Source organism: Halalkaliarchaeum desulfuricum (assembly GCF_002952775.1).
GTDB lineage: Archaea > Halobacteriota > Halobacteria > Halobacteriales > Haloferacaceae > Halalkaliarchaeum > Halalkaliarchaeum desulfuricum.
In genome coordinates this window covers 300,783-317,207 of record NZ_CP025066.1, presented here as the reverse complement: position 1 = coordinate 317,207, position 16,425 = coordinate 300,783, and the positions used below count along the sequence as shown (strand labels likewise).

19 protein-coding genes are annotated in these 16,425 nt (G+C 63.8%); 8 read left to right on the top strand and 11 right to left on the bottom strand.

Going from position 1 to position 16,425, the window contains the following annotated elements:
* Positions 1-39: 39 nt before the first annotated feature.
* The gene (locus AArcSl_RS01605; RefSeq protein WP_119814073.1) at positions 40-1,254 is read right to left on the bottom strand and encodes a cystathionine gamma-synthase; all 1,215 of its coding nucleotides are present in this window, start codon (positions 1,252-1,254) and stop codon (positions 40-42) included.
* Between the two features lie 163 nt (positions 1,255-1,417).
* Here AArcSl_RS01605 and AArcSl_RS01600 point away from each other — a divergent pair, with 163 nt between their 5' ends.
* Entirely contained in the window at positions 1,418-2,917 is a 1,500-nt protein-coding gene (locus tag AArcSl_RS01600; RefSeq protein ID WP_119814071.1) for an MATE family efflux transporter, read from the top strand.
* Between the two features lie 9 nt (positions 2,918-2,926).
* Entirely contained in the window at positions 2,927-4,228 is a 1,302-nt protein-coding gene (locus AArcSl_RS01595) for an MFS transporter (RefSeq protein WP_119814069.1), read from the top strand.
* Positions 4,229-4,291: 63 nt separating this feature from the next.
* On the opposite strand, the gene AArcSl_RS01590 is transcribed toward AArcSl_RS01595, so the two are convergent.
* A complete protein-coding gene (locus AArcSl_RS01590; RefSeq protein ID WP_119814067.1) occupies positions 4,292-4,576 on the bottom strand; it encodes a DUF7521 family protein in 285 nt (94 codons plus the stop codon).
* Complete coding sequence (locus tag AArcSl_RS01585) at positions 4,573-4,956, bottom strand: helix-turn-helix domain-containing protein (protein WP_119814065.1); 384 nt, start codon at positions 4,954-4,956, stop codon at positions 4,573-4,575. Before AArcSl_RS01585 ends, AArcSl_RS01590 begins: the two co-directional genes overlap by 4 nt.
* A 140-nt stretch (positions 4,957-5,096) precedes the next feature.
* Here AArcSl_RS01585 and AArcSl_RS01580 point away from each other — a divergent pair, with 140 nt between their 5' ends.
* The 5 genes from AArcSl_RS01580 (at position 5,097) to AArcSl_RS01560 (ending at position 9,868) form a co-directional block, all read left to right on the top strand.
* Complete coding sequence (locus AArcSl_RS01580) at positions 5,097-5,552, top strand: halocyanin domain-containing protein (RefSeq protein WP_119814063.1); 456 nt, start codon at positions 5,097-5,099, stop codon at positions 5,550-5,552.
* 243 nt (positions 5,553-5,795) lie between these two features.
* Positions 5,796-7,106 carry an MFS transporter gene (locus tag AArcSl_RS01575; RefSeq protein ID WP_245883332.1) on the top strand — a complete coding sequence of 437 codons (1,311 nt, stop codon included), beginning with the start codon at positions 5,796-5,798 and terminating at the stop codon, positions 7,104-7,106.
* A gap of 68 nt (positions 7,107-7,174) precedes the next feature.
* Complete coding sequence (locus AArcSl_RS01570; RefSeq protein WP_119814061.1) at positions 7,175-8,524, top strand: M28 family metallopeptidase; 1,350 nt, start codon at positions 7,175-7,177, stop codon at positions 8,522-8,524.
* Positions 8,525-8,642: 118 nt separating this feature from the next.
* Entirely contained in the window at positions 8,643-9,323 is a 681-nt protein-coding gene (locus AArcSl_RS01565; protein WP_133412112.1) for an NAD(+)/NADH kinase, read from the top strand.
* 104 nt (positions 9,324-9,427) lie between these two features.
* The gene (locus tag AArcSl_RS01560) at positions 9,428-9,868 is read left to right on the top strand and encodes a DUF7313 family protein (protein ID WP_119814057.1); all 441 of its coding nucleotides are present in this window, start codon (positions 9,428-9,430) and stop codon (positions 9,866-9,868) included.
* Between the two features lie 23 nt (positions 9,869-9,891).
* Here AArcSl_RS01560 and AArcSl_RS01555 read toward each other — a convergent pair whose 3' ends face one another.
* The 7 genes from AArcSl_RS01555 to AArcSl_RS01525 form a co-directional block, all read right to left on the bottom strand.
* Positions 9,892-10,167, bottom strand: a complete 276-nt coding sequence (locus AArcSl_RS01555; RefSeq protein WP_119814055.1) for a DUF7314 family protein — start codon at positions 10,165-10,167, stop codon at positions 9,892-9,894.
* Complete coding sequence (locus tag AArcSl_RS01550; RefSeq protein WP_321167770.1) at positions 10,160-10,627, bottom strand: DUF7315 family membrane protein; 468 nt, start codon at positions 10,625-10,627, stop codon at positions 10,160-10,162. Before AArcSl_RS01550 ends, AArcSl_RS01555 begins: the two co-directional genes overlap by 8 nt.
* Before the next feature lie 37 nt (positions 10,628-10,664).
* Positions 10,665-11,450, bottom strand: coding sequence for a cytochrome b family protein (locus AArcSl_RS01545; protein ID WP_119814053.1), 786 nt, complete (start codon positions 11,448-11,450; stop codon positions 10,665-10,667).
* 1 nt (position 11,451) lies between these two features.
* A complete protein-coding gene (locus AArcSl_RS01540; protein ID WP_119814051.1) occupies positions 11,452-12,246 on the bottom strand; it encodes a cytochrome b in 795 nt (264 codons plus the stop codon).
* Position 12,247: 1 nt separating this feature from the next.
* Positions 12,248-12,640: a DUF7318 family protein gene (locus tag AArcSl_RS01535; protein ID WP_119814049.1), complete on the bottom strand. Its 393-nt coding sequence runs from the start codon at positions 12,638-12,640 to the stop codon at positions 12,248-12,250.
* A 3-nt stretch (positions 12,641-12,643) separates the two neighbouring features.
* Positions 12,644-13,288 carry a halocyanin domain-containing protein gene (locus AArcSl_RS01530; RefSeq protein WP_119814047.1) on the bottom strand — a complete coding sequence of 215 codons (645 nt, stop codon included), beginning with the start codon at positions 13,286-13,288 and terminating at the stop codon, positions 12,644-12,646.
* An 88-nt stretch (positions 13,289-13,376) separates the two neighbouring features.
* Positions 13,377-14,234 carry a DUF308 domain-containing protein gene (locus tag AArcSl_RS01525; protein WP_245883330.1) on the bottom strand — a complete coding sequence of 286 codons (858 nt, stop codon included), beginning with the start codon at positions 14,232-14,234 and terminating at the stop codon, positions 13,377-13,379.
* Between the two features lie 89 nt (positions 14,235-14,323).
* Between AArcSl_RS01525 and AArcSl_RS01520 the strand changes: the two genes are divergently transcribed.
* Positions 14,324-14,806, top strand: coding sequence for a DUF7321 family protein (locus AArcSl_RS01520; protein WP_119814045.1), 483 nt, complete (start codon positions 14,324-14,326; stop codon positions 14,804-14,806).
* Positions 14,807-14,824: 18 nt separating this feature from the next.
* On the opposite strand, the gene AArcSl_RS01515 is transcribed toward AArcSl_RS01520, so the two are convergent.
* Positions 14,825-16,366: a DUF7289 family protein gene (locus tag AArcSl_RS01515; protein WP_119814043.1), complete on the bottom strand. Its 1,542-nt coding sequence runs from the start codon at positions 16,364-16,366 to the stop codon at positions 14,825-14,827.
* Positions 16,367-16,425: the final 59 nt, after the last annotated feature.

The following is a 16,425-nucleotide window of genomic DNA, read 5'->3' as shown; positions in this document are numbered from 1 at the left end:
GTGTCACTCGGCAGCCCGTTCGCGGTTGCCTCCGGATCGCTATCTCTGCGTTCTTGCCGCATCGAACGCCGACTCCAGGTCACGCTTCAGATCGTCGATCGACTCGATCCCGACCGACACGCGGATGAGTCCATCGGTCAGTCCGGCGGCGAGCCGTTCCTCCCGGGGAACTGCGGCGTGGGTCATCGCTGCCGGCTGTTCGATGAGGCTCTCGACGCCGCCGAGCGACTCTGCGAGCGTGAACACCTCTGTTTCGCTGACGACGGTCGACGCCTCCTCGAGGCTACCATCGAATTCGAACGAGAGCATGCCGCCGAAGTCGTCCATCTGTGCGGCGGCGAGTTCGTGTTGAGGATGCGATTCCAGCCCGGGATAGTACACGTGGTCGACATCCTCGTTTTCATCGAGCCACTGTGCGAGTTCGCGGGCGTTCTCGCAGTGACGGTCCATGCGCACGGGCAGCGTCTTCGTCCCCCGCAACACGAGGAAATCGTCGAACGGTCCCGGCGTCGCCCCGACCGCGTTCTGGTAGTAGCCGATCTCCTCGTCGAGTTCGGCGTCGTCGACGATCAACGCGCCGCCGACGGTGTCGGAGTGACCGCCGAGATACTTCGTCAGCGACTGACAGACGATGTCGGCGCCGTGCTCCAGTGGACGCTGGAGGTACGGGGTCGCGAACGTGTTGTCCACAGCACACAGTGCGTCGTACTCGTCGGCAATCTCCGAGAGCGCAGCGATGTCGTTCACGCGCATCAGCGGGTTCGTCGGCGTCTCGACCCACACGAGTTCCGTCCCCTCGCGCATCGACTCGCGGACGGCATCGTGGTCGGTCGTGTCGACGAAGGTCGTCTCAACGTCGTACTGCTCGTAGGTACCCGTCAGGATCCGGTGGGTGCCGCCGTACACGTCGTCGCCGGCGACGACGTGATCCCCCGCAGACAGCAGATTCAAGACGGTGTTGATCGCGCCCATTCCCGAGGAGAAACATCGAGCGTGGCTTCCGTTTTCCAGGGACGCCAGGTTCGCTTCCAGGTCGGACCGGGTCGGATTCCCGGTCCGGGAGTACTCGTAGCCGCGATGGTCGCCGGGTGCGTCCTGTTCGTACGTCGAGTTGGCATAAATCGGCGTCATCAACGCGCCAGTCTCCGCGTCGGGCTCTTGTCCCGCGTGGATCGCGCGGGTTTCGATGTCGTACGGGCTGTCGATCGCCGATGGGGGTGTTACGTCCCGTCCGGCTGGCGGTTTATTGTTCATGGACGAGACGTGCACGCGAGGCGCCCTGACTCTTTCCGTTCTTGCCGTCGTGTCGGCCCTGGTCGATTGTCGGGTGCCCTTCGAAACGAAATACATTTGAACCGGGCTGACTGACTAATCAGTCAATGAGATGGGTCGGCCCGACCGGTGGTGATTCGATCGAATGACGGACGGGGGTCGGCCCGATACGGGCCGCGACCGGTCGGTGAACGTCATTGACGGCGCCCTGTTTCGTCCGCTGCTTTTGCTCTCGCTTCCGATTGTCGGCTCGCAGGTGCTCCAGGTGGCGTACAACGTCGCCGACACCTACTGGGTCGGTCGACTGGGATCGGACGCGGTGGCGGCGCTGTCGTACTCGTGGGCGGTCGTCTTCCTGATGGTCAGCATCGGCGGCGGACTCACCGTCGCCGGAACCGTTCTGATCGCCCAGCACAAAGGGGCGAAGGATTTCGCCCAGTCGCATCACGTCGCCGGGCAGACGCTGTCGTTCGTCACGGTCGTCGCGCTGGCGTTCGGCGTGCTCGGGTGGATCTTCACCCCGGACATGATTCGGCTGATCGGCGCACAGCCGGGCGGTGACGCGTACGTCTTCGCCGTCGAGTACACCCGGATCATCTTCGCCGGCGTCGTGTTCATGTTCTGGTTTTTCATCTACGACGCGCTCTCCCGGGGATGGGGGGACACCCGCACACCGCTTTATTTGATGGCGATATCGGTGACGCTCAACGTCGTTCTCGATCCGTTTCTCATTCTCGGATTCGAGGGCAACCCCGTCTTCTCGTGGGTCGGACTCGAGTCGCTGGGCGCGGCGTTGCTCGCCGAAACCGGCTTTGCGGGCTTCGGGGTCGCCGGCGCCGCGTACGCGACAGTCTTCTCTCGCGGGTTCGCGGCGTTCATCGGCCTGTACCTGCTGTTCAGCGGCCGGGTCGGCCTCCAGCCGTCGCTTTCGGACCTGATCTTGAAGCTCGAGACCGTCCGTCGGATCCTCGACATCGGGGGGCCGACTGCGGTCGAGCAGGGCGTCCGGGCGTTCGGCATCACCGTCCTCACCGCCGTGGTTGCGCTTGCGGGCACCGACGCGGTGGCGGCCTACGGGATCGCCACGCGGCTCTCGTCGATCCTGTTTCTGCCGGCGCTCGGGCTCGCCCGCGGCACCGAAACCGTGGTGGGACAGAACCTCGGCGCCTCACAGGTCGCGCGCTCGAAGCGGGCCGTGGCGTTGAGCGTCGGGATGGTCGTTGCCGTCTTCGTGGCGGTGGTTGCGTTGGCGTATCCGTTCGCGGAGGCGATCGCCGGCTTCTTCATCGACGAGACGACGCCGAACGCCGGCGAGGTGATCGCGATGAGTGCGGCCTTTATTACGATCGCCGGCCCGTCGTACGTGTTCCTCGGTGCGTTCCAGATCCTGCTCGGCGCGTTTCGGGGTGCCGGATCCACCCGGACCGCGATGGTGTTTTCGATTCAGGAGCTGTGGCTGTTCAGAATCCCCGTGGCGTACGTCCTCCTGTCGGTCTTCGGCATGGGGATTACGGGCGTCTGGTACGCGTTCGTGGTTTCGTACGTCTGCTCGCTTGCGACGACGGCGCTGTGGTTCTCGCGGGGAACCTGGACGTCGAACGTCGTCGACGACCGACCGTCCGTGCCGGCTACCCCGAGCGACTGAGGATCGATCATGTCCGATACCACCACCACCGAACCGTCGACGTCGGATTCCGTTTCCAATCGACGAATTATCGCGGCCGTCATCATCTCGACGTTCTTCGTCGGTTTCGGCGGGGGCGTCGTCTTCCCCATCCTTCCGAACCTGGGAGTGGTGCTGGGGATATCGGCGTTCATGGTCGGGTTGATCCTCTCGGCGAACCGGTTCGTCAGGCTCGTTGCCAACGCCCCGGCCGGCGCCTTCGTCGATCGGGTCGGGACCCGGAAACCGTTCGTGATCGGTCTCGTCATCGAGGGCGTCGCCACGTTCGGCTACGTGGTGGCGCTTTTGGTCCCCGACCCTGCGCCGGGAGCGTCGATCCTCGTCGCGTTCGCGCTCGCACCCGAAACGTGGTTCATGGTGGCCCGAATCCTGTGGGGGCTCGGCAGTGCCCTGGTGTTTGCGACCGCCTACACCATCGCGGCCGACGTGAGCGATGCCGGCGACCGCGGGACAAACATGGGTGTCGTCCGCGCGGGGATCACCCTCGGATTCCCCGCGGGACTGGTGCTCGGAGGCGTCGTGAGCGCAGTGTACAGCAACGCCACGGCGTTTATCGTCGCCGCCCTCTTTGCACTGCTCGCGTCGCTGATCGCGTATCTGATCGTCCCCGAGACGCACGTCGAAGGCGGGGGGTCGACCTCGGTGAAGCCATGGGACGTCGACCTGAGCGTCCCCGCAGTCACCGTCGGGGTCGTCAACTTCGGCCTGTATTTCGCGTACATCGGGGCGCTGTTTGCGACGCTCGTGCTGTTCCTCGGGGCGAACGACATCGCCGTGTTCGGCCTCGACGCCCAGGGGACCTCGGGGATCTTTATGGCTGGAACCGTGCTCGCCGCCGGTGCGATGACGATCGCCGGCGGTCGTCTCAGCGACGTCTACGGCGCCAGAACCCCTGTGCTCGTTGGATTCCTCGTCGTTTCCTTTCTCGGATTCATCCTGCTTGCACGGGCTGGAACGCTATTCGAACTCGCACTTTCGTGTCTGTTCATCGGTGCCGGCCAGGGCGGGACGAGCAGTCCACTGATGGCGCTTCTGGCGGATCTGACGCCCAACGAACGGATGGGTCGCGCGACGGGGACGAACAACGTGTTCGGAGATATCGGGGGTGGGCTCGGTCCGATGGTGTCGCTACCGCTCGTCGAAATCGTCGGGTTCGCCCCGGTCTATGCCGCCTGTGCGGTGATTCCGCTCCTCGCCGGTGGGGTGTTGCTCGTCGGCGTCCGAACGGAAACCGGGACGTTCGTTCCCGGTCGAAGCTCCGCGAAACCGTGACGCTGTGTCCGTCTGTCTGTTCTGTCCTGCTTGTTCTGCCTGTTTTGCCTGTTCTGTCTTGGGTCACTCGACGTACAACGAGTAGGTCACGACCGCGAACCCGATCGCCGTCAGAATGCTATTTATCGCGATGCCGGCCTCCAACCCGATGTTCAGGAGGTGATGCAAGACTCCCGCGGAAACCGCGCCGATCGTCACGATCGCGAAGCCGATCGAGAGCGCCCGAAGCGCGGGGTTTGCCGTCCGGTTGTACGCCTTGTACGCGAAGTAGCTTATGCTGCCGCCGAGAACGACGATAGCGGTTTGTGACACTACGAGGATAACGTCCCAGAGTATGGATTCTATCATGTTTCTTCTTGCACCTCCTTCCACAGTTGTGCGAGTCGCTCGTCACGTCCGCGGTCTCTGGCTTCGACCTCGACCGAGAGCGAACGGTTCTCGGTGAGTCGAACCCTGACCTCGTCGAACGCGAGCGAGTATCTCGTCGTGTGCTGTCCGTCCCGCCGTATCTCCGTCGTCTCCGTCAGGAGGGCAGCGTCGGTCAATAGCTCCAGCTTCCGATACGTCGTCGAGAGTGGGATATCACAGGCGTCCGACAACTCGCTCGCGGTCATCGGTTCCTCGAGTTCGCTGATGATCGCCTGTGCCGCATCGTCGGCCAGTGCGTCGAGAACAATCTCCGGGCCGGGCTCCGGTTGTCTCTCCCGTCCCGACGCGTTCCGGACCATCTACCCTTTCATTTGACACCCCGGGCGATAAGTTTGTCCGTCCGAACCCGCCGGCGTCGGTGCGTTGCCGCGCCGATGTTCCGGGCGAACGGTCCGACCGGCACCAGGCTTTTGTCCTTCTGGAACCAATAGAATAACAGATGTATTCGACCGACAGACGAACGTTCTTTCGAGCCGCGGGCGCCGCTGCACTCGCAGCCTCGCTCGCCGGCTGTGCAGGCAACGGAAACGATGGCGAGGACGACTACGTCGACGAGGAGCCCGACTACGGAGGGTATCTCGACGACGTGCCGAACTACGACCGGACAGTCGACGCCACGGACCAAGGCGAAGTGCGCATCGACGTCGGCGCCGGCGACGGACTCCAGTTCGAGCCGCCCGCCGTCCAGATCTCGACCGGCACCCGCGTGGTCTGGGAATGGACCGGCGAGGGCGGCGACCACAACGTCGTCGAGGAGGACGGTGCCTTCGAGTCGGAGACGACCGCTGCAGCCGGTCACGAGTTCAGCCACACCTTCGAGGAAACCGGGACGTATCTGTACGTCTGTACGCCCCACGAAGCAGTGGGGATGAAAGGCGCAGTCACCGTGGTGTAGGCGGCAGCTTTGTCCGGCCAGTGGACGACCCCGAAAGTTATATTAATGTACAATATATACAATACCATGTCGGCACCTGTGCGTCCATTCCCTTCCGATTCCCCTTCCGGCACGGAGGTGCCGACAGCGCCTACGGCGTCTTCGGGACGCCGTCTGCTCCCCACTCCTTCCCCCGACGTTTTGTGAATCCAGGGAGCGGTCGTCATCGACAACTCCTTTGTATTCCACGCGGACACTCGGACCGTGACACGTCGATCGACCTCCCTTTCTCTCCTGGCGTCTGACTCCCGACAGTCGGCCCGCCGATTCCGCTGGCTGTTGTGGGGGCTGATCGCGGCGACGTTCCTGCTCGTGAACGTCTATCGGCTGTCGACCGCAGTGATCGCGGACTCCTTGATGGGTTCGCTGGGAACGACTGGCGCACAACTGGGTACGCTGCACGCCGTCTTCTTCTTCGTCTACGCGGTGATGCAGATCCCGACCGGCGTACTCGTCGACCGGGTCGGCCCGCGTATCACCGCGGCTGCGGGGGCGGCCGTGATGAACGTGGGCGCGATCTGGTTCGCGTTGGCGTCTACGTACGGACCCGCCGTGGGGGCTCGACTGTTGATCGGTCTCGGCGGCAGCGTCATCTTCGTGTCGATGCTGCGGTTCAGCGCGAACTGGTTTCGACCCGACGAGTTCGGCACGATGAACGGGCTTTCGTTTGCCGTCGGCGGGGTCGGGGGCATCCTCGCGACGACGCCGTTCGCGCTGCTCGTCGACGCTGCCGGCTGGCGGACGTCGTTTCTCGGGCTCGCGGTCGTTGGACTGGGACTGTCAGTCGCGACGCTCCTTTTCGTCCGTGACTCGCCAGAACGGGCGGGGTTTCCGCCGATCGAGGGAATCCCCGAACGCTCACGGATCACGCTCGGGGAAGCCCGGCGGTTCGTTTCGGCGGTTCTGCGGGATCCCTGGACGTGGGTTGTCAGCGCCCTGCTTTTCGTCACCGGGGGGATCAACCTCACGCTGTTCGGTCTCTGGGGCATCCCGTACGTCGTGCAACTGTACGACACGTCGGTGACGGTCGCCTCCACGGTCACCCTGCTGGGCGGGGTCGGGATCGTCGTCGGTCCGCCGGCGATCGGCCGACTCTCGGATCGGATCGGACACCGGACCGAGTTCGTGGTGGCCGGAACCGTCGTCTACACCGCGACGCTCGGGGTGATCGCGCTGCTCGGGACTCCGCCGCTTTTCGTCGTCGGGATCGCGTTCTTTGTCGCCGGGGCGTTGCTGGGTGCGTTCGTTCTCACGTATCCGATGATCAAACGCCGTCACGAAGAACGGGCCAGCGGCATCTCCCTGGGCACGATAAACGGTGCGTCTTTCTTCGGCGCCGCGGCGTTCCCGACGCTCATGGGAATCGTGCTCGACACCTACTGGACCGGGGACATCGTCGGCGGCGTCCGGGTGTACACTGTCACCGGCTACCGCGTTGCGTTCGCGATTGCGGCGGTCGCCGGGCTGGCGACGATCGGGTGTGCGCTGTGGCTCCACCGTCACGCCCCCGAGTGAGAACAGCGCCTTCCGGAGAGACGAACCTGGATGCGAACCGCTTTACTGCTGGCGCTGGGCCGGTGACCATGGACGAGTTCGACGACGCTGATGTGTCCTGGATCGGTCGAACGTTCACGAGCGACGTGGGCTGGCAGCTGCTGGAGGAACTCGTGGCGATCCCGGATCGGATGGCGGGCACTACCGGGGAACGCGTGGCGCTGGAACACACCCGCGACGCGCTCGATACCGCCGGTGTTCGCGACGCTCGGATCGAGCCCTTCGATGTCCAGGGGTGGCAACGGGGCGACAGTCGACTCCTCGCCGACGACGGGGAGATTCGCCCGCGACGGGATCAGATCGCGCTGCCCCGAAGCCCCGAGGGTTCTGTGACGGGGGAACTGCTCGATCTCGATCACGGGCTTCCCTCGGATTTCGAGGAGCGCTCCGGGGAGATCGACGGCAGCGTCGTGATGGTGTCCACGACCGTGCCCGACGACTACGATCGGTTCATCCACCGGCGGGAGAAGTACTACTACGCCGTCGAACACGGTGCGACCGCGTTCCTGTTTGCCAACCACGTCGATGGCGGGCTCCCCCCAACGGGAAGTGTCGGCAGCGACGAAAGTCCGATCGGGGAGATCCCCGCGATGGGCGTCTCGAAGGAACTCGGCGCCCAACTCTCACGCGAGCGGGTCGGGGAGTCGATCACCGTCGAGGTCGACGCCGAGATCGCCCCCGCAGAGAGCGGCAACGTCGTCGCCGAAATCGGGCCGGAGTCCGACGAGGAGGTAGTCGTCTCCTCGCACGTCGACGCACACGACATTGCCGAGGGGGCGATGGACAACGGCGCCGGCACGGCGACTGTCGTGGAGGTCGCCCGTGCGCTCGTGGACCGGGAGGACGAACTCGATACCCGTGTCAGATTCCGCTGTTTCGGTGCGGAAGAAGTGGGTCTCGTCGGGTCGAGTCTGACGGCCGATGGGACCGATCTCGACGCGATCCGGGCAATCGTCAACGTCGACAGCAACGTCGCCGCCCGGACGGTGAAACTGGACTACCACGGTTTCGACGAACTGCAGGCGGCTGCGGAGGCGGTCGCAGATCGGTTCGATCATCCGGTACGGGTCGACGGCTCCCCGGTTCCTCACAGCGACCACTGGCCGTTCGTCAGGGAAGGCGTTCCAGGCTACATGGTCTCGGGTGCGACGGAGGGGCGCGACCGAGGGTGGGGACACACCCACGCCGACACCCTCGACAAACTCGAATCGCGGAACCTCCGCGAGCAGGCGATACTGTTGACCGAACTGGTCGTCGAACTCGCCGACGGGGAGACGGAAATCGCCCGCCGAGACCGGACGGAGATCGCCGCCGATCTGGAGGCGGACGGAGCTGCAGCGGGGATGAAAGTCACCGGCGACTGGCCGTTCGAGGAGTGAAACCCGCGTTCCGATCTCTCCCGAAACCCGAACCGAAGGTGGGAACCGAACCGAATGCGTGTGGGTTTTTCTTCCCCGAACACGCACCTGCGTGTATGCAGCAACGGGAGGGCCGTCGATGAACGTCGCGTTCGCCGGTGACGATTCGATCGTCGGGGATCTCGCCGACGTGGTCGCACGGCGGGGCGGCTCCGTCGTTCCGGTTTCGGATGCCGACGTTGTCGTCGCGATTGGAGAGTCTGCACTGTTCGATCTCGTTTGTCCCGGTCTGGAGGTGCCCGTCCTTCCGATCGCGGCCGGGGAAGGGGACCACGTCGTTTCCAAACCGGATGCGCAGGGCGCTCTCGCTGCGGTGCTCGAGGGGCGCGCGCGACGGACCCGACACTACCAGCTCGGAGTGGAGATCGACGGTGAGCGGGTCGCAACCGCGCTGTACGACCTCACACTGGTGACGGACGAACCCGCCCGCATCTCCGAGTACGCCGTCGTCGGCGACGGGGATCCGCTCGGAACTGTGCGCTCCGACGGGATCGTGGCGGCGACGCCGGCGGGAAGTGCCGGATACGCACGGTCGGCCGGCGGACCGGTGCTCTCCCCTGGTTCGGGCATCTCGGTCGTCCCGATATCGCCGTTCACCACACATCCCGAGGCGTGGGTCGTCGCCGATGAGGTGTGCGTGACCGTCACCCGCGAGGAAGACGTGTTGGTCATCGCGGACGGCGCAGACGTTTGCAGTGTCGGCTGCGACGAGTCGGTGGCGGTAACGCGGACCGATCCGGTCACCCTCCTACGTTCCTGACGAGTCAAACCCTTATATATCGGCGGTCGTGACCCGATCCGACGGTTCCCCCGCAGAGCTGCCGATTGGAAAAACTCTAATGAGTCGTCCCCTCACAGGGTGGTATGGATCCGCTCCAGTTCATCGTCCCCCTCGGCTGGGTGGACGCGATCGGCGAGTACCTGCCGTTTGCGATCTTCGCACTGGTCGTGGTGAACGGGATCACCCGACACCAGGCCCACAAATCGCACACGCGAAACGCGGACGACGGTGACGAGAACCTCACCAGACACCTCCCGCACACCGCTTTGAACGTCGCTCTCGTCGTCCTCGGCCTGCTGTTCGTGCTTCATCACCTGCACGGCGGGTTGATCATGACGGCGTTGCTCTTGACAATGTTCGTCGCGGACATCTTCGAGTACGAAGCGCGTCAAGTCGAGGCCCGGAACGGACTGGCCATAGAACGCCCCAAGTCGGCGCTTACCGCCTGGGGGCTCGCGTTCCTGTATGCGGCGTACCAGGCGTTCTTCGAGTTCGTCGCGCCGTTCTGGGAACTCGTCGTTTGAGAACTGTCCGTTTTCGACGCCGTTCAGTTCGTCGACTCCCGCTCTTCGAGGGTCCGCCGGAGTTCGCGTGCGGCCGGGATCCCGACCCAGAACGTGAGCGTCCCCAGGAGCGTCACCCACAGGAACACCTCCGCGCCGAGAATCCCCAGCACGTCGAAGAAATTGTTCGGCTCGGGCGGCTCCGCGATCAGCTGTCGGGTGGTGTCGAACGTCGGGGTCTGATACCAGCCGGCGAACGTCATCCACGCGAGCCCGCCGACGGTGAAAAAGGCGAGCCCCTTTATGAACTCGTCAGCCATTATCAGTTCCTTCGGGGGAATCCTCTTGAGACTTTCCCATGTCGGGGGCCCGAAATCTGGTTCCGAGCACGTAGACGGCCGCGCCGAGCGCCATTACGGCCAGTCCCGCACCGGCAAGCAGCGCGTCCAGCGTCCCGGCGGCGACGTCGACCCCGAAAACCCCGAACAGTCCCGCCGCCAGGCGGCGAAACACGCCGACCTGCAGCGTCGCCGCGTCGAGCAGGAGAAAGCCGAGCACGACCGCGATGACGGCCAAAAGCGTCGAGAACACCGTCACCGTCTTGTACAGCCGCAGCGGTACGATCACCTCCCGACGTCCCCGGTCGTCAGTACGGACGTGGTCCTCGCCAGCCGGGACGCGGTCGTCATCAGCTGGGACGCGGTCGTCATCAGCTGGGACGCGGTCGCCGGTTGATGGCGGTTCGCCGCCGGCGGTCTCGGATGTCCCCTCGTCGCTCATACACTCACCGACGTCGGGAACGAAAAGGAACCTTTCGTTATTTCGGCGGACGGAGCCGGTAGTACCGCCGGTTGAGATCGTACATGTACCCCTCTCGCATCGTCTTCAACACCGCATAAGTGATGATCCCCGCGATCACCGGCAGCAGGAACGTCAGATCGAAGATGACGTTGAGATCCAGCGGAACCAGGTTCTGGATCGCAAGCACGCCGAGGGTGATCGAGAACACGACGCCGCCGACCCCGACCGCCGCCCAGAACGGCTGCTCGACTGGGCGCCGGGCGCTACCCTTGTTCAGGAACGGGACAAGCGCAATCGCGCCGACAACGACGCCGTTCGCCAGGACGCCGTACATTTCATCGCCCATGATCTTCTCGTCTCCAAGGATCGCCAGTTCGGGGTTGATCGGATCCAGATGCAACAGCCCGAACGACCAGTAGAGATACCAGTCGGGGAGAATGATCGCCGGCGTGCTCGCGGGATCCGCAGGATCGCCGAAATGCGGCGGTGCGACCGCGGACACGAGGATCATGATTCCGATAAAGAAGCTCGTGATCGCGAGGTTCCGGATGATCTCGTGGGGCCACGTCGGGAACGCGAGCACGTCGCGTTCGACGTAGTCGGACTCCTGTCTGAGGTCCTGATCCTCGCGGCGGGCGCGCTCGAAGTACTCGTAAGTGAGCCGCGAGAGTCCCTGTGTGCGCTCCTTTCGCTCGCGCCAGGTGGGCGTCTCGTCGTCCGGCGGCACCGTCGCGGGCGGCCCGCCGTCGGTCCGTAGTTGCTCGTCGGTTCGGTTCTCGGAGGTGGATTCGTTTCCGGTCATATCAGTGCGGTTCCGCGATTCCCTGCACCCAGACGATGCCGACGTGCAGCGCGATCAGCGCCGTCACGACGAACGGCAGGACGAACACGTGCAGGATGTACATCCGTATCAGGGTCGATTCTCCCAGGGTGAAGCCACCGAAGATCAGCTGTGCGGCCCACTCGCCGACCAGCGGGGTCGCAAGCGCCATCTCGACGCCGATCTGGCCGGCCCAGAACGACAGCTGCTTCCAGGGCAGCAGGTAGCCGGTGTAGCCAAACAGCAGGGTAAGCGAGATCAACACGACGCCGAGCAGCCAGTTGAGCTCGCGGGGCTCCTTGTATGCGCCCGTGAAGTAGACTCGCAGCATGTGGAGGAACACCGCAGCGAGCATGAACTGGGCTGACCACCTGTGGATCGACCGCAGCATGAAGCCGAACTGGAGGTCTTCCATGATGAACAGCATGCTGTTGTACGCCGCGCTGGGATCGCCGCCCGTCGACGGCGCGTAGTAGAAGCCGAGTATCGCACCGGTTACGGCTGCCACGAGATACGCGACGATCGAGAGGAACCCGAGCGAATACAGCGGATACCAGTACCAGAACTTGTTGTCGAGGTTGTACTGTTCGGTGTGGCTCTTGGGCATCTGGAGGTTGACCCGGTAGTACATCGTCTCCAGCGCTTCGAGGTAGTCGACGATGCGGAACCGGCGATCCAGCCAGATCAGCGACGTGAGGAAGATGCTCTCGACCGCGGTGAGATCCCGCTCCTCGAGCCACGCTTTGTGGTCGTGTTCGTCTTTCTTTTCCAGGCTCATGTTATCGCTTGTAGTACGGATACACTGCGCGTTTCACCGTCTCCCAGGGGTCGATGTCGCCACCGAGCCGCTCGCCTTCGGCCTGCTCTTCACGGATGTAGAGGTCCTCCCACTTGCGGCGTCGCTTCTTTACGATCACGACGTCCGGGAGGAACTCCTTGCGATACAGCGCGAGGATGAACGCCAGATCGATGAAGATGAGCGCGAGTACACCGCCCAGGAACATGTTGCCGAACTCGGACAGCGCCCATCCCTGCATGAGTCCGTACGTGAACAGGAACACGAACACGATCTCGATGAGGGTCAAAAGCACGATCGCGATCGCGGCTGCTGTGCTCTCTCGGGCCGGTTCGTACCGATGGACATCGCCGTACGTGGATCCTGACGAGGACATCGTTCAGTTCCTCCCCGTGCCCGTGTGGGCGGATTCTCCGTACTTCACCACGTAGAATGTGAATATCAACGTTGCGACGATCGCGAGCGCCGACATGATCCCGACCCAGTGTGGGTGTAATGGAACCCCGTAATCGTGGACGCTTTCGGGCCACCCGTCGTCGGGGGCCGGCTCGACGATCGGGACGTCGTCGCCGACGGCGACGGCCCCGAACATGCCGACCCCGCGGTGTGGCTCACAGACGTAGCCGGTGCGACCGCCTTCCTCGAAGGTGTGTGAGAACGTGTGACCAGCCTCGTCGATGGGGTCGCCGCTGTTGAAATCGTGCGTGTTCTCGAAGTCGGTGTTTTCGGCGTCGGTGACGACGTTGTGTTCGCCGCCTTGCCCGGTCCACTCCCAGATTACAGTCGTTCCCTCGTCGATCCAGATTCCGGCCGGTGAGAACTGAAGCCCGTCGCCGGCGCCGACTTCGACGGTGACTTCCTCCTGCCCGCGGAGGTCCGCGTAGCCGCCGCCGATCCCGTCGAGATACCCCTCGAAGTCGGGCTCGACCTCCTCCTGAGCGCTGGCGGATCCGGCCGTCGCCGTCCCTGCCGCTGCGACGGCTGTTGCCCCACCGGCTGTTCGTACAAACTCCCGCCGTCTCATACGGACATTCGTCAGGATGGGACGCGCTTAAACCCACCGACTATCGGGGTGCCGAGGGGCGGTGCTCGCGTCGGAAAACTAGCGGGGCTCACCGATCGCTGTCGTCGTCTTCGTCGTCTCCATCTCCGTAGTCTCCGTCCTCGTCGTTTCCGTCGCCGGCTCTGCTCTTTCCGTTGACCGTGGACGCTTTCGGCATTTCGGGGACGAAATCCGGCCGGTCCCCGTCGTCGAACTGGATCGCTCGGAGCCGATTTCTGTACTCCTCCGTCCGGAATCGGTCGGAGAGTCGGGCGTTTGCGACAACGAAAAACAGGAATACGCCGGCGAGGAGGAAGGCGACGCCGGCGATCGGGGCCACGATCGTTGTGAGATCGTCGATCAGGAAGTACGCGGAAAGCAGCGCGACGCCGGCAATCAGTTGCGCGGCGGCGACGATCTGGAGGATGGTGTTGCCGAACTCGCCGGACCCCTCGGGGACGTCATCGGGGTCGGGGAGTCCGTAGTTTTCCGGCGGCTCCGCCACCTCGAACTCCGGCATCGAACAGAGCACGAGTGACGGCTTGACGTCGCGAAACACCGTCCCCTCGCCCTCGAGACTGCCGTCGGCGTAGACGACCGCGTACCCCTCATCGGAGTAAGCGAGCACCCGCTCGTCGTTTCCTTCGCCTGCCCGCTCGAGTACGGCGAACACCTCCCGGCGTGCGATCCGGTTTTTCAGCTCCGCCTCGACCCGATCGAGCAGTTCCGTTCCTGTCACCCACGCCTCGTCGTCGAAGACAGCCTCCCACTCCTCGGCTGTCATTTCCATCATGTCCTCGGGCCCGAAGTCGTCGAAGTCGTACTTCCGCTCGACCTCCTCCCGGAGCGCCGAAAGCTCCGGCTCCCCGACTTCGTCGTCGCTAGCACCCGCGGACGGGGTTTCCTCCGGCGGCTCTGCGTCGGTCATTGCGCCGGAGTAGGGTCGCACCCGGGAAAACGCTTTTCGCCCGGGCGGAATCCGGACGCTTTAGCGCTTCCCACCCGAACCGACGGTCGATGGTCGATGACGCGACGATCGCGACGGCTGTGGGCACCGTCGTGAGCGCGAGCCTCCCGTTTTACCTCTACGGCACGTGGATCATGCTTCGCGCCAGCGAGGTGACCTGGGGCGTGCTGGTCCACCACCTGAAGTTCGTCAGTGTCGGGCTCGCCTTGACGACGGTTCCCACGGTCGGCTGGATGATCCCCCGGTTGTTCGACCAGCTCTCGGGGATCGCCGCAGTACACGCCTTCCTCGGACTCCAGGCGTACGCGCTGCTTGCGGTCGGGCTCACCGGGATCGCGCGAATCTATCAGGCGAAACGCGACGCGGATCTCTACCGCCGACCCGATCAGGAGATCTCCCTGTCGGATCTCCACGAGAACGTCGGCGCCTGGCGCGCCCGGCTCCGGGTGGGCGTGTTCGGGTACACGTTCTTCTGGTTGTGTGCGTGGGTTAGCGGGATCTACCGGTATCTGCAGCTGTACGTGTTCGTGTGACTGTGTGACCCGGTCGGCTCACCGGACCGCGACTTCGATCCTGTTTTCCGTGAGGTGGAGGTACGTGATGTAGTACCCATCACCGCCGTCGTATGCGATTGTGAGCGTCGATCCGTCCTCCATCTGGGTGAAAAAGCCCTGGTTGTTCGACTGTGGCCCAGCCCCACTGTCGACCTTCAGATCGTATTCCGGGCCGATGTTCGAGAAATAGTAGCCCACAAGTTCCGATAATGTAACTGTATCTCCATCATTCACCTCGTATGTTTCCGTTTCTCCACCGGAATGAACAATCTCTACAGTGTCAGCGGAGCTGTCCTCGTCCCAGTCCAGCGATCCCCGGTCGGCGGGTCCGTCGGACGACAGTTCCAGTTCGTCGCCGCCCATGAGATCGCCTTCGAGCGTCGAATCGCAGTCCGAGATCTCAATGTCTCCCGTGCTCGCGTTCGTGCTTCCCTCCCAGTAGTACTGTGGCCCAGCACCGTCCCGATAGAGCACTTCGATCCCGATCTCCGCGTTTTCACAGTCGTTCAGTTCGTTTTGGGTCGGATTGTCGAGGATCACCTCGAACTGCTCTCCCTCATCCGTCTCGGCGTAAAACGACACCCACCGGTTGTGGAGGTTGTTCGTCTGGAGACTGAACTCCAACACATCGATCGCGTGACTGTCGCCGATCCCCCTGATCGGCAGTTTGTCGCCGTCGTGCGGGAAGTCGAAGGTTCCGCTTGCGCCGACGGTTCGGAGCTCCAGGATCACCGTCTCGTCGCCGTCGAGGTTGACGTCGGTTTCGATTTCATTGGGGACCTCATCCGCGTCGAGTATCTCCCCGCTGGTTCGCGTCCGGAAGAACGACTCCCACGCCTCGTGGTATTCGCTTTCGAGGACGACGACCACAGTTCCGTTCGTCACCGGATTGCGGTACTGCGTGTCGTCGGCGTCGTACCGGTCGTTCTGGTCGTTCGTCGGATAGTGGCGAGTCATCTCGTCTTTCTCGACTCGAACGCTCCGTGAACCGACTGCTGTCGCGTCGCCGGTCACCTGGACGATCGGAAGCGTCAGCGTCGACCCCCGGTAGTGAAACTCGGGCGGCGATACCATCCGGGCATATCCGTTTCGCATCTGCCACACGCCGCCGCCCTGGTAGGCGACCTTTGCGTCGGATCGTTCGTAGGTCACGGCGCCGAGTGAGCCGCTGTAGATCTGTTCGTTATGGCCGTCCCCGGTGTGGTTGAGATGCCACACCTCCATGTGACCCGCTGTTTCGTCGACGGTGAGATCCCCATCCATGTTCCCGAACCGGACGGTCTGTCTGTCCGAGTCGCCGAGAGCGACCATCGACGCCTTGGAGTCAAACTGTGTCATCGCGCTTTCTGCGTGCTGCAGCTCGGCTGCGTTCTGTGAATCTCCAACTGCCAGGGAACCGACCGCCACGGTTGCGGTCGCCCCGAACAACACCATCCCGACGAGGAGGACGAAGCCGACCGTCTCGCTCACCGCCCGGTCCTCGGTCCTCTCGTAGGAAACCGAACGGATCGCCGTGGACGCACCCTCCTCCCCAGTCATACCGAATAACCGTGCCATAAATATATTAAATGATCGGTTAAACCCGGATTTCGGAGGGT

What these genes read in the sequence shown, in the direction of transcription:
- AArcSl_RS01605 (WP_119814073.1), bottom strand. Translation starts at nt 1,254, where the DNA reads ATGAACAATAAACCGCCAGCCGGACGGGACGTAACACCCCCATCGGCG.
- AArcSl_RS01600 (WP_119814071.1), top strand. Translation starts at nt 1,418, where the DNA reads ATGACGGACGGGGGTCGGCCCGATACGGGCCGCGACCGGTCGGTGAAC.
- AArcSl_RS01595 (WP_119814069.1), top strand. Translation starts at nt 2,927, where the DNA reads ATGTCCGATACCACCACCACCGAACCGTCGACGTCGGATTCCGTTTCC.
- AArcSl_RS01590 (WP_119814067.1), bottom strand. Translation starts at nt 4,576, where the DNA reads ATGATAGAATCCATACTCTGGGACGTTATCCTCGTAGTGTCACAAACC.
- AArcSl_RS01585 (WP_119814065.1), bottom strand. Translation starts at nt 4,956, where the DNA reads ATGGTCCGGAACGCGTCGGGACGGGAGAGACAACCGGAGCCCGGCCCG.
- AArcSl_RS01580 (WP_119814063.1), top strand. Translation starts at nt 5,097, where the DNA reads ATGTATTCGACCGACAGACGAACGTTCTTTCGAGCCGCGGGCGCCGCT.
- AArcSl_RS01570 (WP_119814061.1), top strand. Translation starts at nt 7,175, where the DNA reads ATGGACGAGTTCGACGACGCTGATGTGTCCTGGATCGGTCGAACGTTC.
- AArcSl_RS01565 (WP_133412112.1), top strand. Translation starts at nt 8,643, where the DNA reads ATGAACGTCGCGTTCGCCGGTGACGATTCGATCGTCGGGGATCTCGCC.
- AArcSl_RS01560 (WP_119814057.1), top strand. Translation starts at nt 9,428, where the DNA reads ATGGATCCGCTCCAGTTCATCGTCCCCCTCGGCTGGGTGGACGCGATC.
- AArcSl_RS01555 (WP_119814055.1), bottom strand. Translation starts at nt 10,167, where the DNA reads ATGGCTGACGAGTTCATAAAGGGGCTCGCCTTTTTCACCGTCGGCGGG.
- AArcSl_RS01550 (WP_321167770.1), bottom strand. Translation starts at nt 10,627, where the DNA reads ATGAGCGACGAGGGGACATCCGAGACCGCCGGCGGCGAACCGCCATCA.
- AArcSl_RS01545 (WP_119814053.1), bottom strand. Translation starts at nt 11,450, where the DNA reads ATGACCGGAAACGAATCCACCTCCGAGAACCGAACCGACGAGCAACTA.
- AArcSl_RS01540 (WP_119814051.1), bottom strand. Translation starts at nt 12,246, where the DNA reads ATGAGCCTGGAAAAGAAAGACGAACACGACCACAAAGCGTGGCTCGAG.
- AArcSl_RS01535 (WP_119814049.1), bottom strand. Translation starts at nt 12,640, where the DNA reads ATGTCCTCGTCAGGATCCACGTACGGCGATGTCCATCGGTACGAACCG.
- AArcSl_RS01530 (WP_119814047.1), bottom strand. Translation starts at nt 13,288, where the DNA reads ATGAGACGGCGGGAGTTTGTACGAACAGCCGGTGGGGCAACAGCCGTC.
- AArcSl_RS01525 (WP_245883330.1), bottom strand. Translation starts at nt 14,234, where the DNA reads ATGACCGACGCAGAGCCGCCGGAGGAAACCCCGTCCGCGGGTGCTAGC.
- AArcSl_RS01520 (WP_119814045.1), top strand. Translation starts at nt 14,324, where the DNA reads ATGGTCGATGACGCGACGATCGCGACGGCTGTGGGCACCGTCGTGAGC.
- AArcSl_RS01515 (WP_119814043.1), bottom strand. Translation starts at nt 16,366, where the DNA reads ATGACTGGGGAGGAGGGTGCGTCCACGGCGATCCGTTCGGTTTCCTAC.